Source organism: Blautia argi (assembly GCF_003287895.1).
Classification (GTDB): Bacteria; Bacillota; Clostridia; order Lachnospirales; family Lachnospiraceae; genus Blautia; species Blautia argi.
Genome location: NZ_CP030280.1, coordinates 972,596 through 994,425 on the forward strand (window position 1 = coordinate 972,596; position 21,830 = coordinate 994,425).

Annotated in this window: 15 protein-coding genes and 1 pseudogene; 15 read left to right on the top strand and 1 reads right to left on the bottom strand. The window is 33.3% G+C overall.

Going from position 1 to position 21,830, the window contains the following annotated elements:
* The first annotated feature begins 174 nt into the window (after positions 1 to 174).
* The 9 genes from DQQ01_RS04805 (at position 175) to DQQ01_RS04845 (ending at position 11,294) form a co-directional block, all read left to right on the top strand.
* Positions 175 to 1,494 carry a UDP-glucose dehydrogenase family protein gene (locus DQQ01_RS04805; protein WP_111918855.1) on the top strand — a complete coding sequence of 440 codons (1,320 nt, stop codon included), beginning with the start codon at positions 175 to 177 and terminating at the stop codon, positions 1,492 to 1,494.
* Between the two features lie 22 nt (positions 1,495 to 1,516).
* On the top strand, positions 1,517 to 2,521 hold the full coding sequence (locus DQQ01_RS04810) for a glycosyltransferase family 2 protein (protein ID WP_111918857.1): 1,005 nt from the start codon (positions 1,517 to 1,519) through the stop codon (positions 2,519 to 2,521).
* Complete coding sequence (locus DQQ01_RS04815) at positions 2,511 to 3,506, top strand: glycosyltransferase family protein (RefSeq protein ID WP_162624243.1); 996 nt, start codon at positions 2,511 to 2,513, stop codon at positions 3,504 to 3,506. Before DQQ01_RS04810 ends, DQQ01_RS04815 begins: the two co-directional genes overlap by 11 nt.
* 7 nt (positions 3,507 to 3,513) lie before the next feature.
* Positions 3,514 to 4,479, top strand: coding sequence for a glycosyltransferase family 2 protein (locus DQQ01_RS04820; protein ID WP_162624244.1), 966 nt, complete (start codon positions 3,514 to 3,516; stop codon positions 4,477 to 4,479).
* 46 nt (positions 4,480 to 4,525) lie between these two features.
* On the top strand, positions 4,526 to 6,058 hold the full coding sequence (locus DQQ01_RS04825) for an oligosaccharide flippase family protein (RefSeq protein ID WP_111918863.1): 1,533 nt from the start codon (positions 4,526 to 4,528) through the stop codon (positions 6,056 to 6,058).
* Positions 6,042 to 7,880 carry a hypothetical protein gene (locus tag DQQ01_RS04830; RefSeq protein ID WP_111918865.1) on the top strand — a complete coding sequence of 613 codons (1,839 nt, stop codon included), beginning with the start codon at positions 6,042 to 6,044 and terminating at the stop codon, positions 7,878 to 7,880. Before DQQ01_RS04825 ends, DQQ01_RS04830 begins: the two co-directional genes overlap by 17 nt.
* A 27-nt stretch (positions 7,881 to 7,907) precedes the next feature.
* Positions 7,908 to 8,945 (top strand): glycosyltransferase family 2 protein, encoded by a 1,038-nt coding sequence (locus DQQ01_RS04835; protein WP_111918867.1) that lies wholly within the window; start codon positions 7,908 to 7,910, stop codon positions 8,943 to 8,945.
* Between the two features lie 121 nt (positions 8,946 to 9,066).
* The gene (locus tag DQQ01_RS04840; protein WP_330407651.1) at positions 9,067 to 10,110 is read left to right on the top strand and encodes a glycosyltransferase WbsX family protein; all 1,044 of its coding nucleotides are present in this window, start codon (positions 9,067 to 9,069) and stop codon (positions 10,108 to 10,110) included.
* 17 nt (positions 10,111 to 10,127) lie between these two features.
* Entirely contained in the window at positions 10,128 to 11,294 is a 1,167-nt protein-coding gene (locus tag DQQ01_RS04845) for a polysaccharide pyruvyl transferase family protein (protein ID WP_111918869.1), read from the top strand.
* Positions 11,295 to 11,399: 105 nt separating this feature from the next.
* Here the strand turns inward: DQQ01_RS04845 and DQQ01_RS18505 are convergent.
* Positions 11,400 to 11,809: pseudogene (locus tag DQQ01_RS18505) on the bottom strand (transposase); the annotation flags it as partial.
* 342 nt (positions 11,810 to 12,151) lie between these two features.
* Between DQQ01_RS18505 and DQQ01_RS04855 the strand changes: the two are divergent.
* The 6 genes from DQQ01_RS04855 to DQQ01_RS04880 all read left to right on the top strand — a co-directional run bounded on the left by DQQ01_RS04855 (position 12,152) and on the right by DQQ01_RS04880 (position 21,814).
* Entirely contained in the window at positions 12,152 to 13,120 is a 969-nt protein-coding gene (locus DQQ01_RS04855) for a nitroreductase family protein (protein ID WP_111918871.1), read from the top strand.
* 326 nt (positions 13,121 to 13,446) lie between these two features.
* Positions 13,447 to 14,835, top strand: a complete 1,389-nt coding sequence (locus tag DQQ01_RS04860) for a L,D-transpeptidase family protein (protein WP_242980584.1) — start codon at positions 13,447 to 13,449, stop codon at positions 14,833 to 14,835.
* Between the two features lie 100 nt (positions 14,836 to 14,935).
* Positions 14,936 to 17,164, top strand: coding sequence for a GH25 family lysozyme (locus DQQ01_RS04865; protein ID WP_111918875.1), 2,229 nt, complete (start codon positions 14,936 to 14,938; stop codon positions 17,162 to 17,164).
* Positions 17,165 to 17,276: 112 nt separating this feature from the next.
* A complete protein-coding gene (locus DQQ01_RS04870; RefSeq protein ID WP_162624246.1) occupies positions 17,277 to 18,371 on the top strand; it encodes an acyltransferase in 1,095 nt (364 codons plus the stop codon).
* Between the two features lie 9 nt (positions 18,372 to 18,380).
* Positions 18,381 to 20,891: a YfhO family protein gene (locus tag DQQ01_RS04875; protein ID WP_162624247.1), complete on the top strand. Its 2,511-nt coding sequence runs from the start codon at positions 18,381 to 18,383 to the stop codon at positions 20,889 to 20,891.
* Positions 20,879 to 21,814, top strand: a complete 936-nt coding sequence (locus tag DQQ01_RS04880; protein ID WP_111918881.1) for a glycosyltransferase family 2 protein — start codon at positions 20,879 to 20,881, stop codon at positions 21,812 to 21,814. Before DQQ01_RS04875 ends, DQQ01_RS04880 begins: the two co-directional genes overlap by 13 nt.
* Positions 21,815 to 21,830: the final 16 nt, after the last annotated feature.

Sequence of the window (21,830 nt, forward strand, 5' to 3'; positions counted from 1 at the left end):
TTATTACTATAACATATCTATGGGAAAAAGAGCAATAGAAACAATAGGAATAAATACACAAAAAGTATGTTGAAAAATAGGAGAGAATGTAGATTTATAAAGAAAAATATGATAAACTAAAAAAGTGGGTATTTGTGCTCATGAGTAAAAAAGAAAAAGGAAGAATGTAAGATTATGAAAATAGCAGTTGCAGGTACTGGATATGTAGGGCTTGTTACAGGGGTATGTCTGGCAAGTAAAGGACATCAGGTTACGTGTGTAGATGTAGATGAGAAAAAAGTGGAGAAAATGAAAAGGGGAGAAACTCCTATCTATGAGCCTGGTCTTCAAGAATTGATGGCACAGAGTGTGAAAAACTTAAGTTTTACAACAGATTATAAAGAAGCTTACAGAGATGCAGATGTGATTTTTATAGGGGTGGGAACACCGGAAAAATATGATGGTTCTGCAAATTTGGCCTATGTGTATGAAGTGGCAAAACAGATAGCACAAAATGCGGAAAAACATTGTGTAGTTGTGCTGAAATCTACTGTTCCGATTGGCACAAATGATAAAATAGAGTCTTATATTCATGATAAGCAGATAAATGATGTGAAAATTTATGTGGCGTCAAATCCAGAATTTTTATCTCAGGGAACAGCCGTACATGATACTCTTCATGCTTCCAGGATTGTAATTGGTGTGACTGAAGAATATCCGGCAAAGGTTCTCCAAAAAGTATATGAAGATTTTGATGCACCTAAACTTGTAGTGGAACGAAGAAGTGCAGAAATGATAAAATATGCTTCTAATGATTTCCTTGCTCTTAAAATATCCTATATTAACGAGATTGCAAATTTGTGCGAAGTTGTAGGGGCAGATATTGAAGAAGTGACAGAAGGAATGGGATTTGACGGTAGAATTGGGAATCGTTTTCTGAAGGCAGGAATTGGATATGGTGGTTCCTGTTTTCCAAAAGATACAAAGGCATTGAACTGGTTAGCAAATTTTAATGATAATGAAATAAGAACAATTCGTGCGGCTATAGAGGTGAATGAGAATCAAAAATTTAAATTGATAAAGAAAGCAAAAAAATACTATCATGATTTTCTGTTTTTGAATGTTGCGATTCTGGGGTGTACTTTTAAACCCGGAACAGATGATTTGAGAGAGGCCCCATCTCTGGTTAATGTTCCTTTACTTTTAGAGGATGGAGCTCATGTTCGTATCTGGGATCCAGTAGGCACAGCGAATTTTAAGAAAAGGTTTCCTGATAAAATCCAGTATTGTGATAGTATAGAACAAGCCATTGAAGGTGCAGATATTTGTTTGATATTGACTGAGTGGGAGAGTGTGAAAAACTTTGAAGTGGAGAAATTTCAAAAATTGATGAAGTGTCCAATTGTTTTGGATGGAAGAAATTGCTATTCTTTAAGTGCTTTTGAAAATACAAAGATTACATATGATTCTATTGGTAGAAAAACAATAAATCCAAATTTATATAAGGAAAACTAAAGAGGGAAAGAGAGAAAAATATATGAAACTGATTATTCAGATACCTTGCTATAATGAAGCAGAAACATTAGAAGTAGCTTTAAATGATTTGCCAAAACATATAGACGGTATAGATGTTATTGAATATCTGATTATTAATGACGGAAGTAAAGATAATACTGTAGAAGTAGCTAGAAATTGGGGAGTTAATTATATTGTAAGCTTTCGTAATAATAAAGGACTGGCAAGAGGATTTATGGCAGGCTTGGATGCATGTCTGAGGAACGGAGCGGATATTATTGTCAATACAGATGCGGATAATCAGTATTGCGGAGCGGATATTGAAAAATTAATTCAGCCAATTTTAAGGGGAGAAGCTGGTATGGTTGTAGGGGAACGCCCTATTGACCAGACAGAACATTTTTCGCCTTTGAAGAAAAAGCTGCAACATCTAGGCAGTTGGGTAGTGAGAAAGGCATCAAAGACAGATATTCCTGATGCACCAAGTGGATTTCGGGCTTATAGCAGACATACCGCTATGCGTCTGAACGTTATTAATGAGTATACATACACGTTGGAAACGATTGTACAGGCAGGAAGACAGAAAATGGCAGTTACTTCGATACCTATTAGAACGAATGCTGAGTTAAGACCTTCCAGATTATTTAGTAGTATGTTTGGATATGTGAAAAAATCTATGTTGACGATTGGACGAGCGTTGATGATGTATAAGCCATTATATTGTTTTTCATGTATAGCGGGTGTTTTTGGCATTACAGGTATTGCTTTGGGAATTCGTTTTCTTATATATTATTTTAATGGCAATGGAGCAGGGCATGTACAATCTCTTTTATTATGCACCATGCTGATTATTATTGCGGTGGTGACAGAATCTATTGGGTTATTGGGTGATGTGATTTCAGCGAACAGAAAATTATTAGAGGATATTCAATTTGAACTGAGAAAAATGGATTATGGTAAGGGTCATGAAGAGTTGAGGAAAAACAAAGATAATGATAAAAAGGAAAAGATGCCTGATGAGAAATGAAGCAGATTTGAATAATTATTTAAAAGGGAAGAAAGTGTTGTATATAGCAACAAAAAATCTTGATTATATAAGGGTTAATCAAGAAATAGAAATCATAAAAAATAAGGCTTCGTATACAAATGTGATTGCTAGCCAAAATAAAAAATATTTTAAACGTATTGTAGACGTAGCTAAAGAACTATTGAAAGTTCAAAGCAAGGAATACGATATAATTTTTGTCGGATTTATGGCGCAAATGATTTTTCTTTTATTTCCCTGGAAATTTAGAAAGAATATTGTCATTACTGACTTTTTTATTTCAATTTATGATACCTTGGTATTTGATAGAAAAAAAATAAAAAAAGATTCTATTCTAGCCAAATTTTGTAAAATGATAGATATATATACTGTAAAGAAATCAGATTATCTTGTAGCAGATACGAAAACGCACGCAAGTTATTTTGCTGAAGAATTCAATGCAAATGAAAAAAATATATTTGTATGTTATTTGAAAGCGGATAAAAATATTTATTATCCAAGACTTGTGGAAAAACCCGAAGAATATAAAGATAAATATGTAGTGTTGTATTTTGGTTCAATTTTACCCGTTCAAGGTGTAGATGTTGTAATGGAAGCTATACAATACTTAAACAAAGAAAAGTCTATACAATTTATTATTATAGGTCCCACTAATAAAAATTTTTCTCGAGTAGAGTTAGACACTGTTACATATATAGAGTGGTTATCACAGGAAACTCTTTCAGAATATATTGCTTTTAGCGACTTGTGCTTAGCGGGACATTTTTCAGCAACAGTAAATAAAGCAAATAGAACAATACCGGGAAAAGCATATATATATCAAGCAATGAAGAAAGAAATGATTTTAGGGACTAGCGAGGCAAATAAAGAATTGTTTGATGAAACATATAGTTTTGTTAGTAGAGGTGATTCAAAAGAACTTGCTAGATGTATACGGGAACATTATAAAAAATGGAAGTTGGGTTAAAATTAGTATGAAAACAGATTTAATTAGTGTAGTTATACCTGTATATAATGTTGAAAAATATTTAGAGAGATGTTTAGATTCTATATTAAATCAAAGTTACAGTAATTTGCAAATTATTATAGTAGATGATGGTTCTACTGATACTTCAGGGAAAATATGTGATAGGTATGCAATGAAGGATAGTAGGATACAAGTTTTTCATAAAGAAAATGGAGGTTTATCAGATGCGAGAAATTTTGGCCTTGAACATATTTGCGGTAAATATGTAAGCTTTATTGATAGCGATGATTATGTTTCAAAGGATTATATTAAATATTTGTATGGACTGATAGAAACCGTAGATGCAGATATTTCTGCATGTAAGCATTTAGAATCAAACAAAGAGAATTATGAATTTGAATTGACCAAACCATGTGGAATTTGTATATACAGTAGAGAAGAGGCGTTAGAAAGATTATGTTATCAGAAAGGCGTTACTACAAGCGCATGGGCTAAACTTTATAAAACACAATTATTTAAAAGTATACGGTTTCCAAATGGAAAGTTATACGAAGATGAAAGTACATTTTATAAATTATTAGAAAACTCTGAGAAAATGGTGTGTGGTGGACAAATACATTATTTGTATTTTTATAGGAGCGATGGAATTGTTAGAAGTCAATTTAATAAAAGAAAAATGGATTATGTTCAACAATCATTAGAATTTTCTATATATATTAAGCATAACTACCCTCAGTTGTATAATGGAGCAATATCCAAATTACTATGGAGTTGTTTGCACCTTTGGGTTCAAATCGATTCTTCCAAGGAAAATCCAAAAGAATATAGCGAATTGAAAAATCTAATTTGTAAATATAGAATACGTGTAATTCTTGATAGAAAAGTAAGAATGAGAAATAAAATTTTGCTTGTGGGTACTTTTGGAGGCCATATTATCCTTAGAAAAATTTATATGATAAGTAAAAAACGATAGATGAAAATTTTTATTATAAAATACAAAGATGTTTTGAGGAAATACAATGAATGTGAAACAAATGAGGTTAAATTTACTTTTTACTAGTATATCCTTTATATTATCATTAGGATTAAACTTTTATATTACTCCAGTGTTAAGTGAGCATCTGGGGGATGCAGCATATGGATTTGTGGGAATGTCAAATGATTTCGTTTCATATGCCTCTACAATTGCGGCTGTTTTAAATTCTGTTGCAGCTCGATTTATAACTATAGAAATGTATCAAAAAAACTACAAAAAAGCAAATAAATATTATGTGTCACTATTAGTTGCGAATAGCATATTAGCAGTTGTTTTAGCTATAATTGGTGCGAGTTTTGTAGCTAAAATGGAAAGTATTTTGGTCATTCCAGAATCCTTAAATTCTAGTGTGAAAATAACATTTATATTAACTTTTTTGAATTATATTATTATATTGATAACTACTGTATTTTCTATATGTACATATGTAACTAATAGATTGGATATAGCTGGTTTTAGAAATAGTATATCATATATTATTCGGTTTTTGATTATCGTAGTATTGTTTCACTGCGTTGGTGTTAAAATGTATTATATTGCATTTGCGACAATTATTTCCACTATTTTTTTGGCGATAACTAATATAAAACTTACGAAAAAGTTAGTACCAGAGTTTTCTTTTGATATCAAAAATTTTGATGTTGGTTGTGTTAGAGTGTTGGCTTTATCAGGAATATGGATGGCAATTTCTAATTTGAGTCAGATTTTAATGACTGGTTTAGATTCAGTTATTACAAATAAGATGTTAGGCGCAGATGCAATGGGAATCTTAGGTATTGCAAGGACTATTCCGAATGCAATAATATTGGCTATTTCAACATTAGGAGTAATTTTTACTCCTAATTTTGTGAAGTTATATGCAGAAGGAAAACGAAAAGAGTTGATATTAGCATGTAATAAATCTATTCAGGTTATGGCAATGGTTTTAGGTGTACCAATTGTTGGGGTAATGATTTTTGGTAGCCATTTCTATTCTTTATGGTTACCATATAAAACAATAAATGAAATTGAAATGATACAGATTTTATCCGTGTTGATGATGATGCAATCAGTTTTCAATATGTTGACAATTTCTATTGCTCAGTTAAGCGTAGTTACAAACAAATTAAAAACACCAGTTTTTGTGAGTCTATTTTTAGGGTTTATTAATATTATTATAGTTGTTATTTTAATTAAATATACTAATTTGGGATTGTATGCAGTAGCGGGGGTTAGTTCAATATTGTTTATAGTTCGTTATTTAATCTTTAATCCAGTTTATGCAGCTTATGTTTTAAAAACGAAATGGTATACTTTTTATGGTACGATAGGAAAGAATATTTTATGCTTGCTGCTTCTTACAGTTATTTACAAATTAATAAGTAAATATGTGATATTAATGAATTGGCAAATATTTATTCCTACTATGGCGTTTATAGGAGTAGTAGGTTATATAATTGTTATTTTGCTAAATAAAATTTTAGGAAAAAAGCGTTGTTTTAGTAGAAAGGACAGTGAAAATGTGGGGGAAAATTAAGCGAAAAAAATATTATTTAATTATGCTGGCAATATGTGTGATTCCACGTATTATTCTTTCAAGCCAGGCACTACCTTTCCGTACTCGTGCTGATGAAGTAGGGACACTTGCAGGGACGGCTTATTTGGCAGGTTTTGATTGGTCTGATTTAGTAGGAGAAACTGCCTATTATGGTTTTGGCGCTACGATATTGTTTACTCCTCTATTTTATATTTTTTCAAATCCGATATTAATATATAAACTTATGATAGGGGTATGGGGAATTCTTCAAGCCATGGTTGGTTGTATTGCTTGGAAACTGGGAAGGAAATACTTCAGGATAGAACAAGAACAAAATCTGATGTTTTTATCTATCATTGCATCATATACAGTTGTCACAAGAAATACAGCGTTATTTAATGAAACACCTATTATTGTAGTAATGTGGTTACTAATTTGGTGCCTACTTGAGTTGCTCAATTGTGAGTTTGATTATCATAAAAAAAGAATGATTACGGTCATATTTACATTAATTTTAATATATAGCTTAACTCTGCATACACGTACTTTGATATTCTGGTTAAGTGCAGCAGTTATACAAATAGTTTATTTGGTTACTAAAAAAAGAACATTGTTTTCTATGAGAATATTTTTGATATTAGGAATTCCGGGATATTTATGTGTGAAAAAATTGGTAGATATTCTACAAGATATTATATGGCTGGCAGATAAAAAGACAGGGCTTCCTAATACACAAATTGCAGTTAACGGGATAGAATTGATTTTTTTTCCGGAAAGTTGGCAAGCGTGGCTTAATATTATTATAGGACAGTTAAACACTTTTTCGCTGGTAACAGGTACCGTTGTTTTAGTTGGGTGCGTTTGGATATGTAGAGAGTATTTGCGAGTTATAAAGAATAGGTTTCGAATCGATGCGAAAAAAGTTTCCTATTTTTATGTTTTGAGCTTTGCAGCATGCTGTTTTTTAGGAACTATTTTGGGACAATCTATTTCAGAATGGTTAGGATATGCTGTTGAGGGAATGAAGAATGGAATGGATAATCAAGCATATGGATTAAAGGTATTTACTTATATTCGTTATGCAGGTCCATATTTAGGCGTTATTATATGGGGAATTTTATCTTATATAATAAAGTATAGAGAAGATATAATGAATATTAAAACAGCAACAATTGTAACGTGTTTTGTTACTCATATATATTGGATAGTGTGTATTTTACCATATATATATCATAACCAAGTTACGAATGAGGCTTATTTGCCATTTGGATTTATTAATAATTTAGAGGATTCAACAAGACTAAGAACCTACTTGGCAGGCACAATAGTTATTATTTTTTCAGTAATATTTTTTTGGAATATGATCAGTAGAAAAAAAACAAAATATTTTCTAGGATTTTATATGTGCTTTTTGATTTATCAATATTGTTATGATGGATATTATCAAGACATTATGCAAATGAAGCAGAGTTTTAGTGAAGTAGAAAATACATATGCTGCATTGCAAATCCTAGATAGGAAAAATGAATTACCTGCGAATATTTTGATATGTGACTCGAAAAATTCATCTCATCAAACATCTTATGTTTATCAGTTCTGCTTTTTTGATAAAAAAATTATAACTTTATCAGATATAAATGATAAAAAGATGAGTTATGACAAGGGAATTATTGTTGTTAATAGTGTAGAAATGGCGGATTTGTTAAAACAGAGGGGATACGAAGTGTATACAATCAACTCTGATACAGAAGAGTATCTTGCGACGAATACAGAGGATATTGAGAAAATATTAATAAAAGCTAATTATTCAGTATTGAAATAAGGATAAATTTTGGAGGAGGGAGTGTTCATGAGTTCAAATGTTATTTTGTCAATAATAGTTCCATGCTATAATATTGAACAATATATTTCGAAATGTGTTGAAAGTCTTGTTAATATATCTATAAAAAAGATAGAATTTATATTTGTTGACGATGGATCTTCAGATAAAACATATGATATTTTACTAAAACATAAAGATTCAAGGTTGCATGTATATAGAAAAGAAAATGGAGGACCGAGTTCAGCAAGAAATTATGGTTTGGAAAAAGCTAAGGGCGATTTTATCATGTTTGTTGATGGAGATGATTATGTTTTCCCTCAAAACATTGAGAAAATAATTCAGAAACTGGATTCTTCGAGAGAGTTGGTTTGTTTTAGATATATACGAAAAGAGAAAGATAACATTTTTGAAAATATACAAGATAATATTAATGTATGTAGTGTAAAGAAAATTAGAAATGGAATATTGAATGTAGATTCGACTTATATAAAAAAACTAATTAAAGAAGGATACCAGTTTCATGGTCCATGGGTAAAGTGTTATTCAAAAAAAATCATAGATGACTTTACCATTAGATTTCCGAATGATTTGAAATGGGGAGAGGATATATGTTTTAATTTGAAATACCTTTCTCATATTAGTCAAATATGTTTAGTTCCATTGGTAGGATATTTTTACAGAACTAATGAAAGTTCATTGATTTTGTCATATTATCCAGGTAAAGGGGAGCAAATGAAAAAATTGGTTGAAAACGTGTGGGAGATAGTAGAAAAAACAGAATTAGAGGAAAAATACAAATATTTTGCTGCACGGCAATATTTGTATATATTGCAAGAAGAAATATGTCACCCTATGAATAAAGAGAAGTATTCGGTAAAAAGAAAAAAAGCTTGGGAAATAATACAAGAAAATAATCTTTTTAAAGATGCAATATATACGCTTAAATTGAATGAAATGGATAAAAAACCAGCAATTTTAGTGTTACTATTGAGGATAAAATGTTTTTTTCTGATATATATCTTGTTCAATTTTAAGTTTTACATTGCGTCTAAAAGAAAAAAATGAATTACAGCAAATTTAAAACTATTATTTAACTAAATAAAAGAAAGGTTAAAAAGAAATAGATTATGAAGATTATTACATTTTATTTACCGCAATTCCATACGTTTCCCGAAAATGATGAGTGGTGGGAAAAGGATTTACTGAATGGAAGAATGTAAAAGGTGCATTTCCGCAATATAAGGGACATTATCAACCAAGAATACCTTTGAATGATAATTATTATGATTTGACAGATACAAATGTATTGAAGTGGCAAGCTAAATTGGCGAGAGAAAATGGAGTGTATGGTTTTTGTTTTTATCATTATTGGTTTGATGGAAAATTGTTAATGGAGAAGCCAATGGAAAATTTATTAAATGATCCGACGATTGAAATTAATTATTGTATTTGCTGGGCTAACGAAACATGGACAAAGGCATGGGCACAACATAGTAAAGAGATTTTAATTCAGCAAACTTACAGTAATGAAAAGGAGTGGGATAGACATTTTAATTATCTTCTACCTTTTTTTAAAGATAAAAGATATATTCGTATGAATTCTAAACCCATTATGGTTATTTATCGACCAGAACAGATAGAAAATTTAGAAAACATGCTTACATATTGGAATAATAAAGCAAAGGCTGAAGGTCTGGAAGGATTATGCTTTATATCTCAACAAAGTGAATATAATATAGAAACAGATTCCGCAGGGTATTTATTTGATTATGGAATAGAATATCAGCCAGATAGAGCAATGAAAAGTTTACAGGTACAACTACCAATGTTAATAAAAAGAGGATTAAATAGGGCATTTATTAAATTTGGATTTAAAAGAACTAAATACTCTACATATACATTTAATTATGATAAGGTATGGAAAACAGTTTTACATACACTTCCTCAAAATGAAAAATCAATTCCTGGAGCATTTGTAGATTGGGATAATACTCCTCGGTATAAAGAGTATGCAAGAATATTTGATGGATATACACCAGAGAAATTTGAAAAATACTTAGAACAACAAATTATACATGCTAGAAATGAATATAAAAAAGATATGATTTTTATGTTTGCATGGAATGAATGGGGAGAGGGTGGATACTTGGAGCCTGATGAGAAATACGGAGAAAAAACACTAAAAGCAATTAAAACGGCGTTAATTAATACAAATGAATTTCCATATTAAAAAGGAGTATCTGGAAAATGAAATATTATTTATATACACATATAGGAAGTGGCAATAGAGGATGTGAAGCTACTGCGAAATCTTTATATCAAATATTAAACACTTCAAAAGAAGATTATTATATTTTTTCTGAAAATTATGATGAGGAGCAAGTTTGTAAAACGGAACAGTATGCATCAGTCTTTTATACGCCTAATATATCTGGAATAAAACCTATAGGATCCCTTTTTCCTAGGATTTTAACAAAATTTAAAATAGATAAATTAGGAAGTGTAAAATATAGGTATAAAAAATTATTGAGAGAAGTGGATAAGAATAGTATTGGGCTTTCAACGGGAGGAGATGTATTTTGCTATGAACAAGAACTTGCAAAAAAAATAGAGTATTTAACAGATGAAATGAGAAAAAAAGGGACGAAATGTTTTCTTATGGCGTGTTCTATTGATAAAGCACATTTGACTGAAGATACAATTAATATTTTACGAAAGTTTAACTATATTTTTCCGAGAGAAAGTTACACTGAAAGATATTTGATAGAGAAAGGTTTTACAAATATTAAACGTTTTCCAGACCCAGCTTTTGCATTACCTATTGAATATGTAAAAGAGTTAGAGCTTTCACAGGAAAAAGAATATATTGGAATTAATTATAGTAGTTATACAAACCAAGGCTTAGAGGTGAATGATAATTTCAGAACCATAGTTAGATTTATTAGAAATATAATGGATAGTACAGAAATGGACGTTGTATTAATACCACATGTATATTGGAATGAAGAAAATGATGTACAACTATTAAAAAAGATAAAACAAGAATTTTTTGATGAAAATAGAGTCATTGTAATAGAAAAAAAATACAATAGTTCACAACTGAAATTTTTGATTTCTCAATGTAGATTTTTTATTGGTTCAAGAACACATTCCGTAATAGCAGCATATTCTTCTGGTGTTCCAACACTGGCACTAGGCTATTCTATTAAATCGAAAGGAATTGCTCAAGATATTTTTGGTGAATATGAAACATATGTATTTGATTCTAAAAAGTTGTCTTGCTATGAGAATTTTTATGATAAATTTAAAGGGGTAGTTAAAAATGAAGAAACTATTAGAGGAATATTGCAGAAGAAAAATGAGAAATTTATAACTCAACTTAAAGAACAGTTAGAGTTTTTAAAGAAAATATAAAGGGGAAAAGGTTGAAAACGAAAAGTAGAGGATATCCATTCTCTTAATTACATCACAAACAAGCCATCTTTCGGTGACTACTTTAAAAATTGAATATTAAGTATGTTAAGGTTGGGCAGTTATTGACTTGAGCTTGTAACCTTGATTCCGTGCTATGACAAGAGCCTGCTCTATTGTGATTTCACGATTCATGGGTGGCCAATTTGATTTTCGGTAAAGTTCCGTATTATAGTTTTCGCCATTCTCAAGCATGTGGTATAGTGGAGTGAGAAGCATTTTTGCTATGGCAATGATTACTTTCTTGTCACTGTAACGTTTTTGAAACGGAGATAGTGGTTAAGAATCTCAGGATGCTTATTACTTTTAGCGATAGCGCACTGTACTAAAAGTGGTTTGATATAGCATCCAGCATTGGAAACCTGGACAGATTTTTTCTTTCATGCGTTTTCATTGTTGGTTGGGGTAAGACCAGACTATGAATATAAGTGTTTCGCCAAAGGAAAAGCCTCCATCGATGCCACAGCAGATTTTGTAAATGATTTTAAAAGCCATAAGGACTCCTTTCAGATTCAGAATCGGTAGGTTGCTAAAATTATAGGGAGAAACGGCATTGATTGGACGCCTAAGCCATAAACGGGATTGTTTATACAAAGATAAGGTTTCATGCTCTTACGGACGTACTTATTTGTGATTGAAAAGGTGTGATATGTATATGGTCATCCCAAGTTGGACAGTCTATTTACTGCCCCGTGATTTGTAGTATACCGAGTTCCCTATAACAAGAATTATAAAGAAAAAATAGGCTCAGGAAAACACTTTCATAATGTTTTGTGCCTAAGCGAAAGGAATGGATATATATGAAAAAAAGGTTAGGTCAGTGGAAACGTGATATTTTAATGCTTTTAGACTATTTAAGTGATTTTAAAAATTATCAAAAAAGTAATTTTGGTAATTATAAAAACACTGATATTATAGCTATGGAGGCAAAAATACATAGGCAGATGCATATTATAGAGAAGGGAATGTCATTATCAAATCCTAGGGTGGGATTTGGACAAGAAAAAATAAAAATATTACTTGAATATATAGATGAATATATAAAATTAGGATACGGAAATAAATCTAAAATTATTTCTCAAGCAGTGGGAACCTTAAAAGCATATTTGGATTTTTTTAAAACGCAAGGATATAAAAACGAGCAGCTTGCTCAAAAAATAGAAACGTATAATGTATATAGTGATAAACAAAATTGCGGTGTTAAAGTTTTAACATTAGAAGAATTAAAAAAAGCACAACATAGTGAATTTCCAGAGTTCTTTTTATCTCGTCATTCAGTAAGACAATTTTTAGATAAAGATGTAGATGTATCTGTTATTAGAAAAGCTGTAGCCATGGCAATGAATTCACCATCAGCATGTAATCGCCAATCTGCAAAAGTTTATGTATATTTAAATAAAGAAATAAATGATATAATTGGAAAAGATTTGTTAGAAGGAAGCGGAGGATTTAGTCAAGAGGTTAATAAGTATCTTGTAATTACAGGAAATTATGCAGCATTCACAGATAGTTATGAAAGGAATCAGTGTATTGTTGATGCATCATTATTTGCTATGAATTTAGTATTGGCATTACATTATTACGGAGTGGGAAGTTGTCTTCTACAAGCTTCTGAGAGAAAAGAATTAGATAAAAAAAGACATGAGTTATTAGAGATACCAAGTAATGAAAAAATTGTTTTATTTCTTGCTATAGGATATTATAAAGATGAATTTAGAGTAGCTCAATCTCAACGTAAGGATATACAAGATTATTTGATTATTAAATGATAGGCAGTGTAGTTTTACATAAAAACACAATAAAAATCTGATTATCCGATAAAACAGTAAGCACTTAATTTTGGGGTGAATTTTAGTTTATCTTTTTATCTTTCATAATATAAACCTATTTGGCATTTACGTTGAAGCAGAGAGGAGTAATGATAAAAGAAAAAGTTAGACACATAAAACTTTTAATTATAAGTATATTAGTATTGCTTTTAGGAAAGAATTTGATATCTTTTGACTCAATCCCTATATATGCATCATCAACACAAATTCAATATCAAACCCATATTCAAGACTATGGCTGGCAGGACTGGAAATCAGAGGGAGGAATGAGCGGTACACAGGGAGAATGTAAACGCCTGGAAGGAATTCGGATAAAACTGTCTAATCAGCCTTATTCAGGCGGTATTGAGTATCGTACCCATGTGCAGGATTATGGCTGGCAGAACTTTGTGGGGAACGGTCAGATGTCAGGAACAAGCGGAGAGTGCAAACGGCTTGAGGCAATTCAGATACGTCTGACCGGAGAAGTGGCAGAACACTATGATATATATTACAGGGTTCATGCAGAAGAATTTGGGTGGTTAGCGTGGACAAGAAATGGAAAAAGTGCAGGGACAGAGGGGTTTAGCTATCGCCTGGAAGGAATAGAAATACGTCTGATAGACAAGAATAATCCTGCTCCGGGAAATACAAGAGGGGCTTATAAAGTACCCATGATTCAGTATACAACCCATGTACAGGATTACGGGTGGCAGGCAGCATTAGTAGATGGACAGACAAGTGGAACAGAAGGAGAATCAAAACGTTTAGAGGGTGTGAAAATAAAACTGGTGAATCAGCCATATACAGGTGGTATCGAATATGCAACCCATGTACAGGATTACGGGTGGCAGAATTTTGTGGGGAACGACAGTTTGGCGGGAACTTCCGGAGAGTGTAAAAGATTGGAAGCTATTAAAATACGTCTGACGGGAAGTATGGCTCAATATTATGATGTGTATTACAGGGTTCATGTAGAAAATCTGGGCTGGCAGGACTGGGTAAAGAATGGAGAAGCAGCAGGAACAGAAGGTCTTTCTTATCGCCTGGAGGGGCTGGAAATTAAATTAGTGGATAAGGGAAATGACTTGTGGATAAAAGAATTGGACGCAGCGAAAAGTAGTTCTCAGTTGGTTGTAGCTTCTGTCTATGACGGAACCTATGCATCTGTAACTATGTACAGTAAAGATGGTGATAGATGGAAGGAAGATTTTGCGACAATCGGAAGGACTGGTTCAAAAGGAATACAAAAAGAAAAAGAAGGAGATAAAAAGAGTCCTTCTGGTATTTACGGATTACATACTCCATTTGGGATTAGAACAAATCCGGGCTGTCCTATGGCATATCTTCAGGTCACAGAAAACCATTACTGGGGTGGAAGCCCGGATAAATATTATAATACAATGGTAGATATTTCCGAATCTCCTGATTATATTGCAGGAACAGGAGAACATATTATAGATTACGGAAGTGTATATAATTATTGTGTTGCTATAGACTATAATCCAGAAGGTGTTGTGGGGAAGGGCAGCGCTATTTTTCTGCATTGTCAGGGAAAGGGTACAACAGCAGGCTGCATATCCATTCCAGAAAGCAATATGGTTTATTTGCTTCAGCATTTGAGAAGCGATGCAAAAATTATTATTGATTATGAAACCAATATTGGGTTATATTGAGGTTTCTTCAAGAGTTGAAAAGCCGAAAAGCTTATGATAAAATAAGAACGGAAATTTGAAGGAAGTTTATGCGGACGTTAAGAAGAAAAGGATAGTACACATGAAGAGAAATGTAAAAAAGAAGTTATTGTCCCTGCTTGTTTGTGCAACAGTTTTGAATGTAAGTTTAGACTGGAGTTCTATGGAAATTTATGCGGCACAAAAGGAAAGCATACAGTCAGAGGAAAATGATGTCAGAGAAAACAGTTGGCGTTATTCAGAGGGAGAACCTGTATATAGGAATGAGATCAGCAGAAATGCCCGTACTGCAATTTCTAATGCCTGGAGTAAGGTGGATGGTTACTATGTAAACAATAAGGGAGAGCAAATTAAGGGCGCTGTTAAAAAAGGAATTGATGTCAGTGAGCATAATGGGAAGATTGATTGGGCTAAGGTAAAGGCAGACGGAATTGATTTTGCTGTCATCAGATGCGGATACGGAACCGATCTTAAAAATCAGGACGATAAATACTGGGAATATAATATATCAGAATGTGAGCGTCTGGGTATTCCTTATGGTGTTTATCTTTATTCATATGCCAATACGAAGGAAAAAGCCAAAAGCGAGGCTGAACATGTTCTCAGACTTTTAAAGGGACATTCACCAGCTTATCCAGTATATTATGATTTAGAAGATGAGAAAGTAAAGCCTTTGTCAAGCCGTGAAAAGGGAGAACTTGCTTCTGTTTTTTGCGATAGAGTATCTAAAGCCGGATATAAAACAGGTATTTATGCAAATTTGGACTGGTGGGAAAATCAACTTACAGATGCAGCTTTTAATAATACTTCGTGGTCCAAGTGGATTGCACAGTATAATTCTTCCTGCCAGTATAAAGGACAATATGATATCTGGCAATGTACTTCTACTGGAAGTGTAAAGGGAATCAATGGAAATGTGGATGTGAATTTTCTCATGAATACAGTTGATATGAATCAGGTAGTATATCAGGGAAATGTAGAAGGACAGGGTTGGCAGTCAGGCGTGAGAAATGGAGCTATCAGTGGGACAGAGGGGCAATCCAAACAACTGGAAGGCGTAAAAATCAGACTGGAAAATTATGGAATACCAACACCGGGAATTGAATATAGAACACATATCCAGGATAAAGGCTGGGAGAATACCTGGAAAAAGGACGGACAGGTCAGCGGTGTGGAAGGAAAAAGAATGGAAGCGCTGCAGATACGTTTGACTGGACAGTATGCCAGAAATTATGATTTGTATTATCGTGTTCATGTACAGGATTTAGGCTGGCTTGACTGGGCAAAAAATGGTGATACAGCAGGAACGGTTGGATATGGGAAATATGTACAGGCATATCAGATTGTATTGGTGGAGAAGGGAGGTACAGCGCCAGGAAATACGGCAAATCCATGGAGACAGCCGTATTTGCAATACAGCACCCATGTACAGGATTATGGCTGGCAGTCTTCCAGTTTTGATGGGGATTTATCTGGTACATCAGGAGAATCCAAGCGTCTGGAGGGGATTAAGATCCAGTTGGTAAATCAGAAATATTCAGGCGGAATTACATACAGTACCCATGTACAGGATTATGGCTGGCAAAACTTTGTTTCTAATGGGGCGATGTCAGGGACTTCGGGAGAATTAAAAAGACTGGAGGCTATACAGATTAAGCTGACAGGAGAAATGGCTAAGCATTATGATATTTATTACAGAGTACACGCAGAAACCTTTGGCTGGCTTGACTGGGCGAAGAATGGTGAAAATGCAGGTACAGCCGGATATAGCTATCGCCTGGAGGGAATTCAGATTCAGTTAGTAGAAAAGGGCAAGTCAGCTCCCGGATCTACGAATGTACCTTTTCGGCAGGCAGTAGTACAATATAGTACCCATGTACAGGATTATGGCTGGCAGAGTTTTGTGGCAGATGGTCAGATGGCGGGAACTTCCGGTGAGTCAAAACGCTTGGAAGGAATTCGTATACAGCTGGCAAACCAAAAGTATACGGGAGATATAGAGTATAATACTCATGTACAAGATTATGGTTGGCTGAAAAATGTAAAAAATGGACAGGTTTCCGGAACTTCTGGCGAGTTGAAACGTTTGGAAGCCATACAGATTAAGCTAACAGGAGAAATGGCAAAGCATTATGATATTTATTATAGAGTGCATGCAGAAACCTTTGGCTGGCTTGGCTGGGCAAAAAATGGGGAACCGGCAGGAACCAGTGGATATTCTTATCGATTAGAAGGAATTGAGATACAATTGGTAAATAAAGGAGCTGCCGCACCTGGAAGTACAGAGGACAGTTATATTCCTTATTATTAGAAAGGATAGCCAGTGGAATTTATTTTCGCTGGCTATTTCTAATGCTTTAAACAAAAACAGAGGGAACAGGAATGGAATTTTAAGAGTTTTGGATATGGAAGGAAATAGTTTCGTGAGAAAAGAGAAAAACATGGGAATAGAATTGCTTAGAATTATATCTATGTTTATGGTTATCTTTTTGCATATTCTCAATTTTGGAATTAATTATCAAGGATTAGAATCATTTTCAGCAAATTGGTACATAAGTTGGTTCCTTGAAGGATTTTGCTATTGTGCTGTTAATATATATGCTATGATTAGCGGCTATGTAATGCTGAATAGCAGATGTAGAGCCAGTCGTATTATAGAACTATGGTTACAGGTGTTTTGTTATTCAGTAATAAGTATATTAGTTTTGAATAAATTGCAGCCTGAATTAGTTAGTAGAATGGATATATGGAAATCATGTTTTCCGGTTTTAAGTCAGCGTTTTTGGTATTTTACTGCATATTTTGCAATTTTTTGGTTTATTCCGTTTTTTAATTGGATAGTAGATAAATTATCGTATATCCAAATGAGAAAATTAATATATCGATTGATTCTTATATTTGGAATTATGCCCTGGATAGCAGAACTATGGGGAACATGGGCTTTTGGATTAACAGGAGGATATACAGCACTTTGGCTTTCGATTATGTATTTAGTGGGAGCAGGGATTAGAAAGTATGGATATTCTGTTATTTCTTTCAAAAGGAAGGAACATTCAAAGCAATATTTTTTGAGAATGGCAGTATGTTGCGGTATTCTTATTTATTTAACAAAATTAGTATTGACAATTTTGAATAGGACGGTATTTGAATATGAAGTTCGTACAGATATATTTTACAGCTATTTGTCCCCATTAGTGATAATGGAAGCCGTATTTTTACTCTGCTTTTTTTGTAAGATAAAAATTAAACAGGGAAGTTTTTGGCTGAAATCGTCGGGCTTGACTTTTGGGATATATTTGATACATTTAAGTCCTTTATTTGGAGAATATGTATGGAAAAGGTTTTCTTCTGTCGGTAATAAAACACCTTTGATATTTACAGGAGTTGTGATTTTGGGAACTCTTTTAATCTATGCAGGCTGTGCAGGGATAGAATACTGTCGAGTAAAGATATTTAGTATTTGTAAAATATCACCAATAATTGAAAGTATTTTAAAAAATATGAAAAAGAGAGGGTAGTATGTGTTTATGTTCAAATTGAAAAAAAACAAAGAATTTTTATATGGAATCGGCAGTATGGGAATTGTATTGCTGATTTTGGGAATGGTGTTTTGGAAGCAGGGTATATATCCTCTGGGCGATAAAACCTTAATATACAACGATATGCAATATCAGTATTTGGACTTTTTTATGTGGTTTAGAGGCGTTTTACATGGAGAAGATAGTGCGTCTTATTCTTTCTTTATGGGACAGGGAGGGAATACAGTTTCTTTAGTTGCTTATTATTTAGCCTCCCCATTGAATTTATTATGTTACTTTGTTAAAGAGGAATACATGGCAGAATTTTTAACACTCTTAATTGTATTGAAATTGATGCTTTGCAGTATGACAACATATATATATTTAAACAGAAGATTTGAATTAAAGATGTTTTATAGTTGTATTATTTCAGTAAGCTATGGGCTTATGGGGTATAATATATTGCAATGCAGCAATATTATGTGGTTAGACGGTGTTCTGATTTTGCCTTTGGTAGCTTTAGGAATTTATGAATACACATACAAAAGGAAAACAGGACTTTATTATATAGCTCTGTTTTATGCTGTTTTTACAAACTGGTATATTGGTTATATGTTGTGCCTTTTTGCAGTTTTGTATTTTTTGTTTGAATTGATATATTCTGGTTTAAAGACCAGAATTAAGATAAAAGAGGTTATAAAATCCATATTTGGTTTTGCCTTTGTATCAATATTGGCTGTGGGAAGTACCAGTGTATTGTTTTTACCGCAGACGCTTCATATGATGAATGACGGAGAAGCCTTTGACTGGTCTATTTTCACTCCTAAATTTGGCTTTTCTGTTTTAGAAGGATTTAAAGATTTCTTTTTAGAACCGGATAAACTAACCTGGAGTGAGGGGTATCCTCCTATTTATATCGGAAGTTTTGTATTGGTATCCGCAACGGTCTTTTTTGTATCAAAGAAGATAGAAGTGAAGAAAAAATATGTAGCAGCAGCATACTTAGGCGGATTTATGCTTATATTTAATTTCAGACCACTGAATTATATGTTCACATTATTTAAGATACCGTCTTCACATACCTATAGATATGCTTTTATTTTTTCGTTTTTTATGGTCGTCATTGCTGCCTTATGTCTGCAGGAACTGGGAGAACTGAATGGCAAAGAAGTTAGAAATGCGCTTCTTATGATAATAGGAATCTTATTGTTGCTGGATGTTACGAAAGGCTACAGTATTAGAGAAAAAGCTTATCTAAGTGCAGTACTGGCTGTGATTACAGGTGTAGGACTCTTAGAAAAAGTAAGAAAAAAGCAGAAATTTATTTTTCTTGCCAATGCATTAATTTTGGTTTGCACGATGACAGAATTTTACCAGAAAGCAGATATGGAATTTGAAGGTCATAATATTTATGCGTCATCTTGCAGTGAATATAATAAAATTATGCAGGAGTCTGTTGATATATTGAAGCAGCAGGATAATGATTATTACCGTATAGACAAAACATTTACGCGTCAACTGACAGGGGGCTGTAACAATGAAGGAATGGCTTTTGGATACAGTTCTATATCCAATTACAGCTCTACGAATAATGTGAAAATTGCAGAATTATTGAAAAAATGCGGGTATACGGGAGATACTACATTAGTTACTTATTCGCCGATTCTTGCGATAGATGCTCTTATGGGAGTCAAATACATATATTCAGATAAGAGTATAACAGAAGGGGAGCGAATACAGGAAAATCTTATGGATGGAAGAAACTTGTATAAAAATCCATATGCATTGTCAGTTGGATACAGAGCGGAGAATTTAGAATCAGATATTGTATGGGAAGAGAGTCCTTTGAGAAACCATGAAATACTCTATGAAAAAATTTTAGGGAAGCCGGTATCGCTCTATGTTTTGCCAGAAACTCTTTCAGAGCAAACAGATGGGAGCAGTTATACACAGTGGGAAATCAAAGTGAAAAAGACGGGACCATTGTATGTATACTTTGAAAATGGTCAGGAAGGAATGGAAATTTATGTAAATGACCAATATGTGTCAGGAAATACATGGTATAATAATCAGGTGGAGTATCTGGGAACTTACCAAAAAGATGATACTGTGATGATAAAGGTTATGGCAGGAAGCGGGCAGTACCAAAAAGAGTATGGAATTACTGCAGGAACCTTGGATATGGGAGTTTTCAAAAGTGCTATTGAAGATATAAAGCTTGATCAGTTGAAAGTAAAAACAGTAAGGAAAGAAAACATTGTATTAGAAAAAAGTAGCGGGGAAGCAGAAACTGCGGTATTAACAATTCCATACGAAAAGGGATGGAATATAAAAGTCAATGGAGAAAAAATAGAATATTTTAAGGCTCTGGATTCCTTTATTGGATTGAATCTGCCTTCTGGCTTATGTGAAATTGAAATGGAATATGAAGTACCGGGAAAAATAGAAGGAATTTTGCTGTCCATTAGTTGTTTAACTGTTTATCTGTTTTTTAGGAGGAAAAGGAAATGTTATCAATAGTCTTACCGGCTTATAATGAAAATGTGAATATCATGAAAGCCTATCATGCAATAAAAAAAATCATGGAAAACGCCGAAATTCCAGCAGAACTGGTATATGTGAATGACGGATCAAAAGATAATACCTGGGAAGAAATTTGTACAGCTGCCAAATTGGCAAAGAAAGAAAAAAGCGATGCCATACAGGTAAAAGGAATTAATTTTTCCCGTAATTTTGGTAAAGAGGCAGCTGTTCTGGCAGGCCTTGCCAACGCATCAGGGGAGGCTTGCGTTGTTATGGACTGCGATTTGCAGCATCCACCGGAAACTCTGGTGGAAATGTACAGCCTTTGGCAGCAGGGATATGAGGTAGTAGAAGGTGTAAAGAGAAGCAGAGGTAAGGAAAATCCTATTTATAAAACCGGGGCAAAGTTATTTTACAGATTGATGACAAAGGCAACGAAAATAGATATGTCCAGAGCTTCAGACTTTAAACTTCTGGATAAAAAGGTAGTGAAAAGTATTTTGAGTATGCCGGAGAGAAATATGTTTTTCAGAGGTCTTTCTGCATGGGTGGGATTTAAAAAGACAGAGATAGAATTTGATGTACAGGAAAGAGAGGCAGGGGAATCCAAGTGGTCTAAATGGTCGCTTGTGAAATATGCAGTGAAGAATATAGCTGCGTTTTCCACTGCTCCTATGCAGCTGGTGACCATAGCAGGAGGTCTTACCTTTTTCGGAGCTGTGATTCTTGCAATTCAAACGCTGGTTCAGTATTTTATGGGACATGCGGTGCAGGGCTTTACAACTGTGATATTGCTGCTTCTGATTATCGGAAGCGTGATTATGATGAGCCTTGGTATTGTCGGATATTATATCGCAAAAATATATGAAGAAGTAAAGAGAAGACCTGTGTATATCATTTCTGAGGTGATACATAATTAGAAGGAAAACAGTCGCT

Coding starts and splice junctions, on each gene's coding strand:
- DQQ01_RS04805 (WP_111918855.1), top strand. CDS start 175: ATGAAAATAGCAGTTGCAGGTACTGGATATGTAGGGCTTGTTACAGGG.
- DQQ01_RS04810 (WP_111918857.1), top strand. CDS start 1,517: ATGAAACTGATTATTCAGATACCTTGCTATAATGAAGCAGAAACATTA.
- DQQ01_RS04815 (WP_162624243.1), top strand. CDS start 2,511: ATGAGAAATGAAGCAGATTTGAATAATTATTTAAAAGGGAAGAAAGTG.
- DQQ01_RS04820 (WP_162624244.1), top strand. CDS start 3,514: ATGAAAACAGATTTAATTAGTGTAGTTATACCTGTATATAATGTTGAA.
- DQQ01_RS04825 (WP_111918863.1), top strand. CDS start 4,526: ATGAATGTGAAACAAATGAGGTTAAATTTACTTTTTACTAGTATATCC.
- DQQ01_RS04830 (WP_111918865.1), top strand. CDS start 6,042: ATGTGGGGGAAAATTAAGCGAAAAAAATATTATTTAATTATGCTGGCA.
- DQQ01_RS04835 (WP_111918867.1), top strand. CDS start 7,908: ATGAGTTCAAATGTTATTTTGTCAATAATAGTTCCATGCTATAATATT.
- DQQ01_RS04845 (WP_111918869.1), top strand. CDS start 10,128: ATGAAATATTATTTATATACACATATAGGAAGTGGCAATAGAGGATGT.
- DQQ01_RS04855 (WP_111918871.1), top strand. CDS start 12,152: ATGAAAAAAAGGTTAGGTCAGTGGAAACGTGATATTTTAATGCTTTTA.
- DQQ01_RS04860 (WP_242980584.1), top strand. CDS start 13,447: ATGAGCGGTACACAGGGAGAATGTAAACGCCTGGAAGGAATTCGGATA.
- DQQ01_RS04865 (WP_111918875.1), top strand. CDS start 14,936: ATGAAGAGAAATGTAAAAAAGAAGTTATTGTCCCTGCTTGTTTGTGCA.
- DQQ01_RS04875 (WP_162624247.1), top strand. CDS start 18,381: ATGTTCAAATTGAAAAAAAACAAAGAATTTTTATATGGAATCGGCAGT.
- DQQ01_RS04880 (WP_111918881.1), top strand. CDS start 20,879: ATGTTATCAATAGTCTTACCGGCTTATAATGAAAATGTGAATATCATG.